Annotated in this window: 9 protein-coding genes; 2 read left to right on the top strand and 7 right to left on the bottom strand. The window is 73.6% G+C overall.

Going from position 1 to position 14268, the window contains the following annotated elements; all coding sequences use genetic code 11:
• Position 1: 1 nt before the first annotated feature.
• The 3 genes from OG580_RS25745 to OG580_RS25735 form a co-directional block, all read right to left on the bottom strand.
• Positions 2-2392, bottom strand: coding sequence for a polysaccharide lyase 8 family protein (locus OG580_RS25745; RefSeq protein WP_267046037.1), 2391 nt, complete (start codon positions 2390-2392; stop codon positions 2-4).
• Positions 2393-2512: 120 nt separating this feature from the next.
• The gene (locus OG580_RS25740) at positions 2513-6397 is read right to left on the bottom strand and encodes an endo-alpha-N-acetylgalactosaminidase family protein (protein ID WP_267046036.1); all 3885 of its coding nucleotides are present in this window, start codon (positions 6395-6397) and stop codon (positions 2513-2515) included.
• A gap of 131 nt (positions 6398-6528) precedes the next feature.
• Positions 6529-7038 carry a hypothetical protein gene (locus OG580_RS25735; protein WP_267046035.1) on the bottom strand — a complete coding sequence of 170 codons (510 nt, stop codon included), beginning with the start codon at positions 7036-7038 and terminating at the stop codon, positions 6529-6531.
• Positions 7039-7276: 238 nt separating this feature from the next.
• Here OG580_RS25735 and OG580_RS25730 point away from each other — a divergent pair, with 238 nt between their 5' ends.
• Positions 7277-7888, top strand: a complete 612-nt coding sequence (locus OG580_RS25730; RefSeq protein WP_267046034.1) for a YceI family protein — start codon at positions 7277-7279, stop codon at positions 7886-7888.
• Positions 7889-8066: 178 nt separating this feature from the next.
• Here the strand turns inward: OG580_RS25730 and OG580_RS25725 are convergent, their stop codons facing one another.
• The gene (locus OG580_RS25725) at positions 8067-9224 is read right to left on the bottom strand and encodes a serine hydrolase domain-containing protein (RefSeq protein ID WP_267046033.1); all 1158 of its coding nucleotides are present in this window, start codon (positions 9222-9224) and stop codon (positions 8067-8069) included.
• A 269-nt stretch (positions 9225-9493) separates the two neighbouring features.
• On the opposite strand from OG580_RS25725, the gene dnaN reads away from it, so the two are divergent.
• The gene (gene dnaN / locus OG580_RS25720; RefSeq protein WP_267046032.1) at positions 9494-10606 is read left to right on the top strand and encodes a DNA polymerase III subunit beta; all 1113 of its coding nucleotides are present in this window, start codon (positions 9494-9496) and stop codon (positions 10604-10606) included.
• A 134-nt stretch (positions 10607-10740) separates the two neighbouring features.
• Here dnaN and OG580_RS25715 read toward each other — a convergent pair whose 3' ends face one another.
• The 3 genes from OG580_RS25715 to OG580_RS25705 form a co-directional block, all read right to left on the bottom strand.
• Entirely contained in the window at positions 10741-12105 is a 1365-nt protein-coding gene (locus OG580_RS25715) for a hypothetical protein (RefSeq protein WP_267046031.1), read from the bottom strand.
• Positions 12106-12199: 94 nt separating this feature from the next.
• Positions 12200-13204, bottom strand: coding sequence for a beta-ketoacyl-ACP synthase 3 (locus OG580_RS25710; RefSeq protein WP_267046030.1), 1005 nt, complete (start codon positions 13202-13204; stop codon positions 12200-12202).
• A gap of 2 nt (positions 13205-13206) precedes the next feature.
• Complete coding sequence (locus OG580_RS25705; protein ID WP_267046029.1) at positions 13207-14196, bottom strand: hypothetical protein; 990 nt, start codon at positions 14194-14196, stop codon at positions 13207-13209.
• Positions 14197-14268: the final 72 nt, after the last annotated feature.

The raw sequence follows: 14268 nt of genomic DNA, 5'->3' as shown, positions 1-14268 counted from the left end.
TCTAGACGAGGACCTCGCACTGATGCGTCGCGCCCGCCGTGCCGGGGGTGATCCGCAGGCGCAGCGAACCGCCGGTGCCGAGCACCTCCACCGAGGGGTCGTGCGTGAGGACCCGCCGCACCGGACCGTCCCAGACCAGCTCCAGCGGCTGTCCCGTGCGGGGCGGCTCGGCGACCCTCAGGTCGAGCACCGAGCGGCGCCTTCGGACGAGGACGCTCGCCGGGGCGGAGACCGTGAGGCGTCCCACCGTACCGGCCTGCCAGAAGTTCGCCGCGGTCAGCCCGAGGGACGGGACGGCGACCGCCTGCCGCTCGGCGCTGTTGTCGAGAACCTGCAGCCAGTCCGGGTCGGCGGCGCGGGCCGCGATCCGGTACCGGGAGGCGCCCGGCATCAGGAGATACGTGTACGAGGCGTCGGACGGGTCCGTGCCGTGGTCCAGCCAGAGCGTCCGGTACCGGCGGGTGCGACGCTCCGTCGAGCTGGTGGTGTTGATGTCGCTCCAGGCTCCGGTGCGGTCGTCGAGGAGGGTCCGGAGGTTCCCGGCCCCCTCGGACGAGGTCCCCTCCGGCGAGGCCCCGTCGGGGAAGACCCAGCCGCCGTGGCCGTCCAGGTGCGCCCAGCCGCGGCCCGTGGTGAACGCCTGTGCGGCTCCCCCACGGCCTTCGGTGTCGGAGGTGCCCCCCTCGCCGAGGAGGCGGTTGTCGACGACGGTCTCGACGGGCACCCCGTCGGTGGCGGTGATCCCGGCTCCCAGGCAGATGACCGCGTCGGCCGCGCAGAACCAGGACTTCCGGGCCTCCAGGGTGGAACCGAGGCCCTTGAGGTGCTGGCCGACCGCCGCGTACTCGCCGTCGGTGGCGCCGCCGACCCACCGTACGGCCGGCCTGGGCGCGCCCCACTCGCCGCCTGCCCGGTCGGCGAGGCGCTTGGTGGAGACGGTGGTGCCGGGGAGGCGGTACGGGTCGACGGTGGGCCAGAACCAGTCGGTGTACTGGTCGCCGTGCTCCGGGGTCCACCAGGAGAGCATCCCGGCGCCGGTGTGCCAGCCGCGCGGGTTCTCGCCGTTGCCGCACTCGTAGGACGAGATCCGGTTCGAGGCCATGGCGATGTTGGCGGCCCAGCCGGGGCGGCGGTGCACGGCCCGGTCCATGGCGGTGAAGAGCCGGTGACCGGTGGGTTCGGGGGCGGCGGGGACGGGGGCGGCGGCCACGGCGTGCAGCCTGGCGAGGTCGGCGACGCCGAACTGACGGGCGGCGAGGACCGGGGAGACCGTGTCGCGCTGGATCCACCCCTTCACGCGCGCGTGCCAGCGGTCGCGCTCGGCGGCCGAGGCCCCGCCGGCGAGCAGTGCCATCGCCGCGATGACGCCCTGGCCGTGGAAGTGGTCGGAGCGCAGGATCTGCCGGTCGTCGTTCCTGAGGAGGCCGCGGCTGATGGCACGGCCGTTGACGCTGTCCATCATCAGGCCGTCGTAGATCAGGGGCGCGTAGGCCTTCTCGACGCTGTCGAGGACGATCTGCCGGTTCGGGTCGGTGACGGCCCAGGTGGACCCGGCGAGGAGGGAGAAGAGCCGGCCGAGGCCGTCGAGCATGACCTGTCCGTAGGTACCGGAGTAGGCGACCCAGGTGTGCTGGACGAAGGAGCCGTCGGCGTAGAGGCCGTCGCCCTGGGTGACGTACGGGAAGACGGGCGAGAGGGCGTCGCGGGCGAGGGCGATCTTGGCGGGGGCCGCGCCGAGGACTCCGCGCAGGGCGACCGAGCGGCACAGGTCCACGCGGTTGGCGCCGGTGGAGGTGCCGCTGTAGTTCGTGAGCACCGAGTCGGGGACGAAGTGGTCGACGGCGGCGCAGGCGGCGGCGATCCGCTCGGCGCCGAGGTGCGGGTGGAGCGCGGCGACGATGTCCATGAGGAGGCGGGGGCTGCCGATCTGCCACTCCCACCAGTTGCCGTAGCGGGGGGCGCCCGCGCGGTAGACCGTGGCGGAGAGGTGGTCGAGGCCGGTCAGGACGTCGGCGAGCAGGGTCGGGTCCCCGGTGAGGCCGGTGCCGGGCTGCGCGTACGCCTGGGTCATGGTCCACAGGCGGCTGTAGCTCTGGGTGACGCCGGCCGGCGGGTCGAAGGGGACCCCGGGCCAGAGGGAGGTGGGGGCGGGGGTCATGGAGGTGCGGAACGCGCGGGCGAGCGTGCCCGTCTCGGCGAGCTTGGAGGCGTAGGGCTCGGCCCCGGCGTCGAAGCCGGAGCCGAGCTGGAGGTCGAGCCAGCGGAGCCGTAGCGCCTCGAACTCCCCCTCCGGCTCCGCCGCGTGGGCGGTGGGGAGCGGGAGCCCGAGGGCGGCGGCGGTGACGGACGCGGTGATCAGGAACGTGCGGCGGGACCAGGCGGGGACGGACACGGGAGCCTCCCGGGGGACGTGGTGAGACCGTTCGGCGCCTGGTGTAACACCGGGTTTCCGACGCAATCAATGAGCACGACACCGGCCGGCCGAAAGCGCTTGCCGTCCGGTGCCGGGTGCTCAGCCTCCGCAGTGGAAGCGGGCGTTCCCCCAGTCCGCGTGGTCGTTGCCGTTGCCGTCGCCGCCGTCGTCGGCCACGAGCTCGACGTAGGAGGCGCCGGTGACGTCGGCGGTGAGCGGCCAGGCGGTGTCCGTGGCCTTGAGGACCGGGGACGTCACCTTCTCCGTCCCGTCCGCGACCACGCTGAACCGGACGGTGCCCCGGCTGGTCTGGACGTCGTCCACCCCGACCTCGGCGGTGAGGGAGGTGCACCGGCCGCCCAGGTAGTAGCGGACCCTGGCGGGGGCGTGGCTGCCGAGCCCCTTGGCGTACGTCACTCCCCCGATCCGCAGCGGGGAGCCGTCGCCGGTGCCCGTCTCGCCGTTGGAGAGGTCGCGCTCGACAGGTCCCCAGCCGTTGGTGGCCGAGGTCCAGTCCAGGTCGCTCGCCCAGCTGTCGGTGGTGGGCGGCGGGGGCAGGGTGCGGACGGTGGTGGCGGCGGTGAGCTTCCGTGCGCCTCCCCCGAGGGCATACGTGACCTCGGCGCCCAGCGCGTACGGCCGGTAGGCGGCGTCCTCGGGCGGGGTCACCCGCCAGGTGGCGGTGGTGCTGCCGCCCGCCGCGACCGTGTCGAGGGTGACGGGCGCGGCCGGTTCGGCGGTCCAGCCCTCGGGGAGGGTGAGCACGGCCTGGGCGCCGGTGATGGCGGCCGGCTCGTCGTTGCCGAAGGTGGCCGTGATCTCGTTGGCCCGGCCGGGCTCCAGGGTCTCCGGGGCGGTGACGGCGAGCGTGCCGCAGGCGGCGCGTTCGGCGGCCGGGCCGAGGTCGGTGACGGTGAAGGAGTCGAGGACGAAGTCGGCGCCGTCGGGGGCGTCGCCGCGCTTGCGGAGCCCGGTCCAGGTGTCGCCGCAGCCGGCCGTCACGGTCTCGGAGAAGTGCCCGGTCGTCCTCTGCTGCCCGACCGGGATGCGGCGGGTCTCGACGGCCGGCCCGTTGCCGGTCGTCCGGTCGTAGCCGGTGACCCACTCGTACGCGCCGGCGTGGCTCGACTGGTAGTCGTACTCGACGCGGTAGCTGTTCCCGTCCTTCATCGGGACGGTCCAGGGCGCGGTCCGGTAGACCAGGCCGCTGTTCTCGTCGTGCGACTTGAGGGACTCGGCGCCGCCGATGACGTCGTCGATCGGCTTTCCGTTCCAGCCTGCCTGGGTGTACGGGGCGTGCAGCTGGGCGATGTGGGTGCGCGGGTCGGTCGTCCCGCCGGAGTCGCCCTTGAGGAAGGGGCCCCAGCCCTGGTCGACGGCCTCGAAGTCCTCGTACGCGACGGCTCCGGCCTTCGTCGCCGGGGCGTTGGCCACGATCCGTACGTCGTCGATCCGGACGGTCGCCGTGCTGCCGCTCGCGGCCTCGATCCGCAGCGGGGTGGTTCCGTTGGCGGGGGCGGTGAAGGTGACCTTGGCGCGCTGGAAGCGGGTGCCGTTCCAGTCGGAGGCGGCGACCCGGTCGTCGAGGGCGGAGCGCTCGACGGTGACGGTCCGCCCGGCGACGGAGAGGGTGGTGGGGCGGGTCCTGCCCGGCTCGACCTCGATCAGGGCGGAGGCGGTGTACCGCGCGCCGGGGGTGAGGCCGGTGATCTGCTGGCGTACGGACGCGGTGGCCGAGCCGCTGAGCTTCGCGCTGTTGCGGCCCTGCGCGTCGGTGTCACGGGCGACGGTCCCCGCCGTGGTCCAGGCGCCGAGCTTCGCGTCGTTGAAGCCGGGGTCCTTCACGGGGGTGCCCTGGCCCCATCGCGGGGCGGGCTGGGCGGGGGCGCGGTCCGGGTAGAGGACGTAGGGCTGTCCGGCGACGGCGTCGAGGGTGATCCGCCCGTCGACGGGCCGCACGGTGGCGGTCTTCACCCGGCCGTTGTCGGTGAGCTTGTGGACGGAGTACGAGCCGACGCCCGCGGGGACGGCCCAGCTGGTCGTCCCGCCGGTCTTGTTGTAGTGGTAGAGCTTCTTGCCGTCGTCCCAGGGGAGCAGGTAGGTCTCGCCGTCGAGGACCTTGCGGCCGTTCTCGTGGAAGGTGCGGCGGCCGTTCTCGACGGTGCCGCGGACGCCGCCGGTGAAGGTGATGTCGTTGCCGTTCCAGCGGGTGATGCGCTGCTGCTGGAGGTACTTGGCGGGCAGGTTCCGCTGCCAGATGTTGGCGGTGAAGTCGTTCCAGTCGGTCTCGCCGGTCCAGCCCTCGAAGTCGACGAGCGCGGTCTGGCCGAGGACCGGGTGGTTGTTCCAGACGTCCTTCTCGCCGTTGCGGATGAAGCGGACGATCTGGGAGTTGAGGCCCTTGTTGGTGGCGCCGCCGTAGTCGAGGTCGTTGGCCCAGTGGGACCAGAGGGAGGCCCGCTCGAACTTCTCGGACCACTCGGTGGCGACGTTCCAGCCCTGCGCCTGGACGGCCTGGACCGTCTTGTCGGCGATCCAGCCGTGTGTGTAGTAGACGTCGATGTAGAGCGCGGAGAGGTTGGGGTCGGTCTCGTCGCGCAGCTGCTGGAAGCGGCGGGCGAGGTCGCCGCTGTTGATGTCCCGGCGCTGGTCGATGTAGTAACTCTGGTTGAGCCAGTTCCAGCCGGGCTTGGTCTTGTCGACGAGGGTCTCGCTGAAGTTCTTCGCCTCGGGGTACGACTCGGTGGCGTTGACGTGGACGCCGAAGCCCGCGCCCCACTTCCTGCCCTCCCTGAGGAGGGTGTTGAGGTCGGCGAGGCCGCCGGCGCGCTTGTTGTAGTTGCCGCCGTAGTCGGGGTGGGCTGAGTCGTGGCCCTCGGAGCCGTACCCCTTGAGCAGCGCGAACTGGCCGAGTCCGTCGGTGGCGAGCGAGATCCGCTTGACGTCGTCGAGGGTGCGCAGGAAGGGGTGCGTGGCCTGCGAGGCGAAGTTGAACGGGATGTGGGCGACGACCCGGTCGGGGGTCTGCTCGCTGCCGGGGGCCTTGATCCCGATCGTACGGAAGGCGAGGGCGCCGTCCTGCCAGTCGGTGGCGCCGTCGTCGTTGGCGTCGGGGGTGACGACGACCTTGGCCCAGGGGAGGTCGTCGCCGGTCTCGGGCTGCGGGGCGCCCGCGCCGCGGTAGGTCCACTGGCCGGACCAGACGCCGACGCGGGTCTCGGTTCCGGTCTCCGACGTCCGCGTACGGGCCTGGTGCCAGAAGCGGGCGCCGTCGCGGGCGGAGGCGCCGGAGGGCTTGTCGTAGCTGGAGTTGGACTCGACGGCGGCGGCCAGCTGCCCGGTGTTGACGAGCGCGTAGCTCGCGCCGACCGGGTTCGCCTCGGCGGTGGTGGCGGCGGTGACCTGGGCGAAGACGTCGGCGGTACGGGTGGAGTCGGGGTCGAGGCGGGTGAAGGCGGTGGCGGCGCCGCCGTCCGCCGAGCCCACGGAGACGAGGTCGTGGCCGGGTATGTCGAGGGTGCCGACGCGGAAGGTGTCGGTGTCGCGGACGGCGGTGACCCGGAAGGTGGTGGTCCGGCCGTCGACGCTCAGGCTCGCGTCGATCTCGACGCCGGGCAGGGCGGGGAAGGCGAGGGTGTACGCGGCGGAGGTGGCGGTCAGGACGGGGGCGCCCTTGGCCTGGACGGCGTAGGGGGTGCCGTTGAGGACGACCTGGGTGACCGGGGCCGTACTGCCGAGGAGGCGGGCGCCGCCGGCGCGGTCGGTGTACGAGAGGGCGCGGGGGAAGTCCTCGGCGACGGCGACGGAGAGCTGGGCGGAGGCGATGACGGCGGTGGTTCCGGTGGCGGTGGTGGCTGCGGTGGTGTCCTCGGCCTGCGGGGTCCCGGCCTCGGCGGTCGCCGGGCCGGCCAGGGCGAACACGGCGGATGAAGCGGCGGCGAGTGCGCAGGCCGCACGGATTCTTCGCGACTTGGGGAGGGGCATGCGCACTAGTTGGCCCCCGCCCCCGCGGCACCGTCAACGAGATCGCGCCGCGCGGGCCCCTCCAGTCCAAGAACCCCCCTCGGTTAGTCCAAGTGACCACCGAGAGGGGCTTCTTGGCACGTGGCGAGCGGTCAGCAGCCGCCGCAGTTGTAGAAGGTCACGTCCCAGTGGTTGCCCTCGTCGGCGTAGACGTTGCCCGCGCCGGACCTCCACTGCGGAGCACCGTCGCCGCGCAGGCCGATGTAGGTGAAGGTGTTCTTGATGTAGCTCCCGACGCAGGTGTACTTGCTGAAGTCGAGCTTGTAGCCGTTCCAGTGCGAGTAGGTGCCGCTCGCGTGCCCAGTCTCGGTGCCGCCGGTGATGTTGAGGGCGCAGCCGCTGGCGCTCTTGAGGGTCTGGGCGCCCTGGGCGGTGGCGAGGTTGAGCTGCTCGAAGGACGTACAGGTCGAGTTGTTCCGGTTCGAGCAGTTGCCGGACGAGGACCAGGTGATGCCGGAGGAACGGAACATCGAGGTCGCGGTGGCGTGGCTGATCTTGGTGACCGCGTGGGCCTCGCCGGCGGCGGTGAGGGCGCCGACGCCGGGCGCGAAGAGCGCCCCGAGGACGAGGGCCAGGGCGGTGAGGACGGAGCGGAGCTTCATCGGGAGTGCCTCCTGCTGGTGACCGTGACGGTTGGGGACGGCGGTGCAGGTGGAGCCGGTGGATCCGGTGGTGCAGGGAGATGGTGCCGCAGTTCTACGCGCGTCCGATAGAGGGCGTCGGCCGCTGTTCGGCGCCTTTCGGATGAACATCCTCCAGAGAAGTTGAAACTTGAACGGAATAGGGCTACAGTCGTTCTCGTTGAAGGTTCAACCAATCCCGATCAAGGAGTAGTCAGTCATGGGTCTCTTCGGCCGCAAGAACAACGAGTCCGCCGTCGCCACCGCCACCCTCCCGGTGGACCCCGCGCTGGCCGCTCTGACCGGCGAATACACCATCGACCCGAGCCACAGCAGCATCGGCTTCACCGTCCGCCACGCGATGGTCACCAACGTCCGCGGCACCTTCGCGGAGCACGAGGGCGCGCTGAAGCTGGACGGCTCGAACCCGAGCGCCTCGACCGCCTCGATCGACATCACGATCGCCTCCATCGACACGGGTCTCGGCGACCGCGACGGCCACCTGCGCAGCGGCGACTTCTTCGACGTCGAGCAGTTCCCGCTGATGAGCTTCCGCTCGACGCAGGCCGAGCAGCTGGGCGGCGACAGGTACCGGATCACCGGTGACCTGACCATCAAGGACGTCACGAAGCCGCTCAGCATCGACCTGGAGTTCAACGGCGCGGCCACGGACCCCTTCGGCAACGAGCGCGTCGGCTTCGAGGGCTCGACCGAGATCCTGCGCTCCGCATGGGGCCTGACCTGGAACGCGGCCCTGGAGACCGGCGGCGTACTGGTCGGCGACAAGGTCAAGCTGAATTTCGACATCTCCGCGATCAAGAACGCCGCCTGACCGGCCTGCCCCACGAGCGCGCCCGCCCTCCGCGACAGCGGAAGGCGGGCGCTCGGCGTTGCGCGGCGGGCCCGGCGGACTCGGCGGACGCGGCGCTCCTGTCCGGTGGGGCCGGTGGGCCCGGCGCTCCTGTCCGGTGGGGTCGGTGGGCCCGGCGCTCCGTTCCGGCGGGCGCGGATCAGCCGGCCTGTGCCGCCGCCTCGACGACGGCCGGGATCAGGCGGTCGTTCTCGACGGCGCCCGGGCCGGCGGCGAAGCCGAAGCGGCGGCGGGCGTAGCTGTACGCCAGGCCGGTCGCCGGGTCGGCGAAGGCCTGGGAACCGGGGGCGCCGCTGTGGCCGATGGCCGCCGGGCTCAGGGACGGGTAGCGGTCGGCCGACGGGACGAAGCCGAGGCCGAAGGCGTTCTCCTCGCCCGTCACCAGGTCCTTGCCCGCCGAATGGATCCGGGCGACCTCGGCGAGGGTGTCGGGCGTGAGGAGCGGGGGCCGCCCGTCCAGCTCGCCCGCGATCGCCGCGTACATCCGGGAGAGGCCGCGCGCGGTGCCGATGCCACCGCCGGAGAGCGGTGCCCGCTCCCGAACCGCACGGGAGTTGGCGTAGCCGACGATGTCGAAGGGCGGGTCGGCGTGGAGGTTGAACGCGACGGCCATGAGGCTGTCCGGGGCGATCGGGTTCGCCGCGAGGAGTGCCTGCTCGGCAGGGGTGGGCAGCATCGGCAGGGCCGTACGGAAGCGGGGTTCCAGTTCCTCGGGCAGGCCGAGGTGGTAGTCGATGCCGTACGGGGCGCGGACCCGCTCCTCGTACAGCTCCTGGACCGTCCGGCCGGTGGCCCGCAGGACCACCTCGCCGACCAGGGCGCCGATCACCAGCGCGTGGTAGCCGTGTCCGCCGTCCGGCTCCCAGAAGGGGCGCTGTCCCGCGAGGCGGGCGGCGGCCAGGCGGTCGTCGGCCAGCTCCTCCGCCGAGAGGCCGTCGTCGGTGCCGATCACGCCGGAGCGGTGGGCGAGCAGCTGCCGGAGGGTGGTCTCGCCCTTGCCCTCGGCGGCGAACTCGGGCCACCAGAAGCAGACCGCGCGGTCCAGGTCGAGGGTGCCGTCCTGGACGAGGAGGGCGGTGACCAGGGCCATGGCGCCCTTCGAGGAGGAGTAGAGCCCGAGCAGGGAGTCCCCGTCGACGCCGTCACCGCCCCAGAGGTCGACGACCAGGCGGCCGCGGTGGTGGACGGCGAGCTGGGCACCGCCGTCCCGTGCCTCGTTCGCGGCGATCCCCGCGAACACCTCGCGCACGGACTCGAATCCGGGCTCCACCGTGCCGTGGACGCGGACGTCACTCATCGCGCTCTCTCCCCCTGTGTGCCGTTGTGAGATCAGAGCGTAGAACGGTGGACGGCCCGCTCCCCTTCCCGCAGGGCCGGGTTCGTCCCGACCTCGTCCCGACCTAGTCCCGACCTCGTCCCGGGACGTCGCGAACAGAGGCGGTCCGGAGCACACCACCGGCCCGGCCGCCCTCGACGGGGGCGACCGGCTCCCGCCCGACCTCGCCGAGGGACGGCTGAACCTGCTGGTCAACGCCGTTGTCAGTGGCGGTCGCTAGCGTCGGCGGCATGGAATTCCGTATCGAAAGCGACGTGTTGACCGACGCCGTGGCCTGGGCCGCGCGCGTGCTGCCGCCCCGCTCCCCGATGCCCGTCCTCGGCGGGCTGCTCCTGGAGGCGGCGGAGGGGCGGCTGCGGGTCTCCGGCCTCGACCACGAGGCGTCCGCCCGCGTCGAGGTCGAGGCCGACACGCTCGCCGAGGGACGGGCCCTGGTACTGGGCCGCCGGCTCCTCGACATCTGCAAGGTGCTGCCGCGCGGCCGTACGGAGCTCGTCGTCGAGGGCGCCCGGCTCACGGTGACCTCGGGCGACGCCCGCTTCGGCCTCTCCCTGCTGCCGCTCGACGACTACCCGGCCCCGCCCGCGCTGCCGGAGGTCCTGGGCACGGTGGACGGGGACGCCTTCGCGGCGGCGGTCGGCCGGATCGCCGTGGCGGCGGGCCGGGACGACTCCCTGCCGGTCCTCACCGGGATACGGCTCGCCCTGGACGGGTCGACCATGACGCTCGCGGCCACCGACCGCTACCGCTACGCGGTCCGCACCCTGGAGTGGTACCCGGACTTCGGCAGGGCGGCGGCGCCCGCCACGCCGGCCGACGTGGTCGTCCCGGCCCGTCGTCTGACCGAGATCGCCCGCTCCCTCGCGGGCGCCGGCCCGGCCCGCCTCGCGCTCGACGCCGGTTCGATCGGCTTCGAGAGCGGGGGCACGCGGACCACCACCCGGCTGCTCGACGGACGGCTCCCCCGCCACGACAAGCTCTTCGCCCTGGGCGACCACGCCCTGGCGGTGACGGAGCGGGCGCCGCTGACGGAGGCCGTCAAGCGGGTCGCGGTGGTCGCCGAGGGCGACAGCCCGGTCCAGCTGGCCTTCACACCCTCGGGAGTCCACCTCCAGGCGGGGTACGAGGACGACGTGGCCTCCCAGCACCTCCCCGGCACCCTCGCCGGGGCGGACTCGATGACGGTCGCGTTCAACCCGGGCTACCTCCTGGACGCGTTGAGCTCCCTGGACGCCCCCGAGGCCCGCTTCCACCTCCTGGGCCCCGGCCAGCGGGCCCTCCTCACCGACGCCGAGAAGCCGACCCACCGGCACCTGCTGATGTCGGTGAAGCCGCTGGTGTGACCTGAATTCCGGCTGCCCTCCGGCCATTTCAGATACTCATAAAATCGCACGACTCCCACCCGCGCCTGCCTGCCACGCCCCCGCCGGACCGCGTGATACCCCTGCCCCATGGATGATCCCTTTTACCCGACTTGTCACCCTTCCGACGTGCGCCGAGTCCGCGCCAGGGCGCTGACCCGTTCCCTGAGCGCCGCCCCGTCGGCCTGGTGGGGCACGGCGCTCAGACCGTAGTGCAGCCGGGCGAGGGCCTGTTCGGCGCGGGCCGACCGGATGTGCGGATAGTGGTCGAGGAAGAGGTTCCAGTGACCGCACGCCTCCTCCGCCTTCCCGTCGCCGATCAGGACCTCGGCCAGCCGCGCCTGGGTGAGCGCATGGGCGCGGTGCTGCTCCGGCGGGCGCAGGGCGACGGCCTGGCGCAGCGCCCGCACCGCCTCGTCCCGCTGCCCCAGGGCGTGGAAGACCTCGGCCCGCTGATAGTCGAGGCCCGACCGCGGATAGGCCGCGAAGGGGCCCGGCCGGGCGGTGGCCCGGTCGTGCATCCGCTCCGCGGCGGCCATATCGGCCCGCGCGGCCCGCTCCTCCCGCCTCAGGGCGTACGTGAGCGAGCGCTGGACCAGCGCGAAGGAGACGGTCGCGTCGTCCCCGGTGGCCCGCGCCGCGCGCACGGCCTCGTCCGCGTAGGCCGTCGCGCTCGCCCGGTGCCCGAGCCTGGCGGCCTGGGCGCTCAGCGAGCGCACCACGATCGCCCGCATACGCCGGTCCTCCGCCTCGACCGCGAGCCCGAGGGCCAGGCGGTAGTACCGCTGGGCCAGCCCCGGCCGCCCCGCGTCGTCCGTCGACGCCGCCAGGACATGGGTCAACTGCGCCGCGCCGGTGAACAGTTCGGCGCGCAGCCCGGGTGGGGCGGTGGACCGCAGCGCCCGGGCCACGTCGTCGCCGAGGTAGGCGGCGAGCGCCGTCCGGGCGTGCCCTCCGCCGTGGGCCGCGGCGAGGTCGCTGAAGACCTGGGTCAGCCGTCGCATCAGCTCGACGTCCCCGGCTCCGGCCCGGTGGGTCATCCTGGGCGCCGACCGCCCCGTACCGCTGCGGCGTACGGGCGGCGGGACGTAGGCCGCGTCGTACACGATCCCGGCGAGCGCTCCGCGGTGGGTGGAGCCGGCGTCGCTCCGGCAGAGCGCCATCAGTTCCCCCACCGGGTCGGCCCGGGCCGAGGGCGCGGCCACGTCGGACCCGGCGCCGCCCCGGTCCCTGACGAGCCCGGTCTCCTCGGGCGTCACCACCCGGTCGAGGCGCTGGCTCAGGGCCTGCGCCGCGAGCTCGCCGGCCGGCGGCCGCGGGAAGGAACCGGCCATCCAGTGCGCGACCGCCGAGCGGTCGTACCGCAGGGGTATGCCCTGCCGGGTGCCGAGGGCGTTGACGGCCCGGGCCAGGTCACCGGCGCTCCACCGCGCCTCGGCAAGCAGACCGTTCAGCAGATGACCGGCACGTCGAGTGGTCACGGCCTCGTCCTCCTTCTCTTCCGTGTCCGACCTGTCCATGGTGACGCCGGCATTCCGTGGGGCACCGGTCGCCCCTCGGGACGGCCCCGCCCCCTCACGGGAGCCGGACCACTTGGGCGGCGTACGCGACGCCCGCGCCGAATCCCGTCAGGAGGGCGAGCCCGCCGGACAGTTCGGGCCGCTCGCCCAGCAGGGCCTCCATGGCCAGCGGGATGGAGGCCGCGGAGGTGTTGCCGCGCCGGACCACGTCCCTGGCCACGGCCACGGTCGGGGGCAGTCCGAGCGCCTTGGCCAGACCGGTGATCATCCGGTCGTTGGCCTGGTGCGGGATGAAGGCGTCGAGCTCCCCCGCGGTGATCCCGGCGCGCCGCAGGGCCTGGTGGGCGTTCTCCGGCACGTGGGCCATGACCCAGCGGTAGAGCTCAGGACCCCGCATCCGCAGGTACGGCGGCCCCTCGGCGCCCTTCGGCGGGTTCCGGGGGTCGCCGGGCGCCCGGCTGAGCAGGTCGCCCTGCGCCCCGTCGCTTCCCCACGCGGCGGCGGAGATCCCGGGCTCGTCGGCGGCCTCGACGACCACCGCGCCCGCACCGTCGCCGAAGATGACGCTGGTGGTCCGGTCGGCGGCCTCGACGATGTCGGACATCCGCTCGGCGCCGACGAGCAGGACCCGGCCGAAGACACCTCCGGAGACGAGGCAGCGGGCCAGCTCGAGACCGGTGGCGAAGCCTGCGCACGCGGCGGAGACGTCCAGGGCCGCGCGCGGCACCGGGTGCAGCCGGTCGGCGATCTCGCGCGCGAGCGAGGTGTCGCCCGTGAGGTGGCTCATCGTGGCGACGAGGACGCAGTCGATGCCGCCCCCTTCGAGGCCCGCCCGCCGCACGGCCCGTTCGGCCGCGCGCGCCCCCATGTGGGCGAGGGTCTCGTGCGGGCCCGCGAGGCCGCGGGCACCGATGCCGGTGCGGGCGCGGATCCAGGCGTCGGTGGAGTCGAGCCCGTACGACTCGATGAGTTCGGCGTTGCCGACGGAGCGGACCGGGTGGTACGCCGCGACCGAAACGATCCGCGCGTGACGGCGCGTCGTGCTGCTGGCCGGACGCACGGTCAGGCGTGCGGAGCCGGACGGACGGCGGACGGCGATGCGGGGCGCAGCACCCCCGGGACGCCGTCGTCGACGAGGAGGAGGTCGACTCCGGCCTCCGCGACGGTCTCGGAGCCCACCCGCGCGGTGCCGCGGAACGAGGCGACGGCACCCGCCGCGCCGAGGGCGCCCTTCGGGTCTCCGGCGGCATAGGTGACCTCGCCCTCGAAGACGACCGTCTCCCCCGCGTGCACGAGCTTGTCGGCACTGAGGAACCAGGTCACGGGCAGCCAGCGGAGATGGCGGCCGCGGGCGGCGACGACGTGGTCGATGAGCGTGGTCATGCCGACGGAGAGGGTGGCCACGGGGAGCACCGGGTGGCCGGCGAAGTGGCCGGGGCACATCTCGGGCGTGACGGTCAGCGCGGCCGAGCCGTGGCCGCCCCGGACCTCCACCTGCCGCAGGGGCATCGGCAGGGAGTACGGGTTGACGGTGACGGGGGCGTCGGGAACCCGGTCACCGAGGACCCGTTCGAAGACGGGCTGCGCCAGTACGTCGTACTCGACGTCCAGGGTGGCGAGCAGGGTGCCGTCCCGGCTGGTGAGGCAGGTCCCCGCCGCCACCCGGCGCGGGGAGGAGAAGGCGGCGCCTGCCCTGCCGATCAGCCCGTCCACCGGGTGCGTGCCGGGAGGGGTGGCGGGGGCGTGCCAGCTGCCGCGGGCCGCACGGGCCAGGTAGAAGTGGCGTCCCTCGCGGGGGTTGACGGTGGCGGCGGCGCACAGTCCGGCGATCGCGAGGTGGCGGCCGATCTCGGAGATGCCGATGGGGGTGGCCTGGCGACCGCCGTCGGCCTCGACGGGTATCTCGGCGGTGACCTCGCCGGGTGCCTCCCGGCGCAGGTCACGGAGGGCGAAGTAGGGGGGCTCGACACAGATCAGGCCGTGAACGTCCAACGGCCCGGGGGTGCCGGTCTCGACGGTGGTGCCGGTCTGGGCGGAGGTGCTGTTCGGCACGGTGGTGCGACCTTTCGGTGTGCTCGGCCGGCGCGGGCTGCGCCGCCGCGAGCACTGTCACCGATCACCGTT

This window comes from Streptomyces sp. NBC_00094 (assembly GCF_026343125.1).
Taxonomy (GTDB): domain Bacteria; phylum Actinomycetota; class Actinomycetes; order Streptomycetales; family Streptomycetaceae; genus Streptomyces.
Note: the sequence above shows the minus strand (reverse complement) of the source record. Positions and strands in the feature narration are given on the sequence as shown.

Coding starts and splice junctions, on each gene's coding strand:
- dnaN (WP_267046032.1), top strand. CDS start 9,494: ATGGAATTCCGTATCGAAAGCGACGTGTTGACCGACGCCGTGGCCTGG.
- OG580_RS25725 (WP_267046033.1), bottom strand. CDS start 9,224: ATGAGTGACGTCCGCGTCCACGGCACGGTGGAGCCCGGATTCGAGTCC.
- OG580_RS25740 (WP_267046036.1), bottom strand. CDS start 6,397: ATGCCCCTCCCCAAGTCGCGAAGAATCCGTGCGGCCTGCGCACTCGCC.
- OG580_RS25730 (WP_267046034.1), top strand. CDS start 7,277: ATGGGTCTCTTCGGCCGCAAGAACAACGAGTCCGCCGTCGCCACCGCC.
- OG580_RS25735 (WP_267046035.1), bottom strand. CDS start 7,038: ATGAAGCTCCGCTCCGTCCTCACCGCCCTGGCCCTCGTCCTCGGGGCG.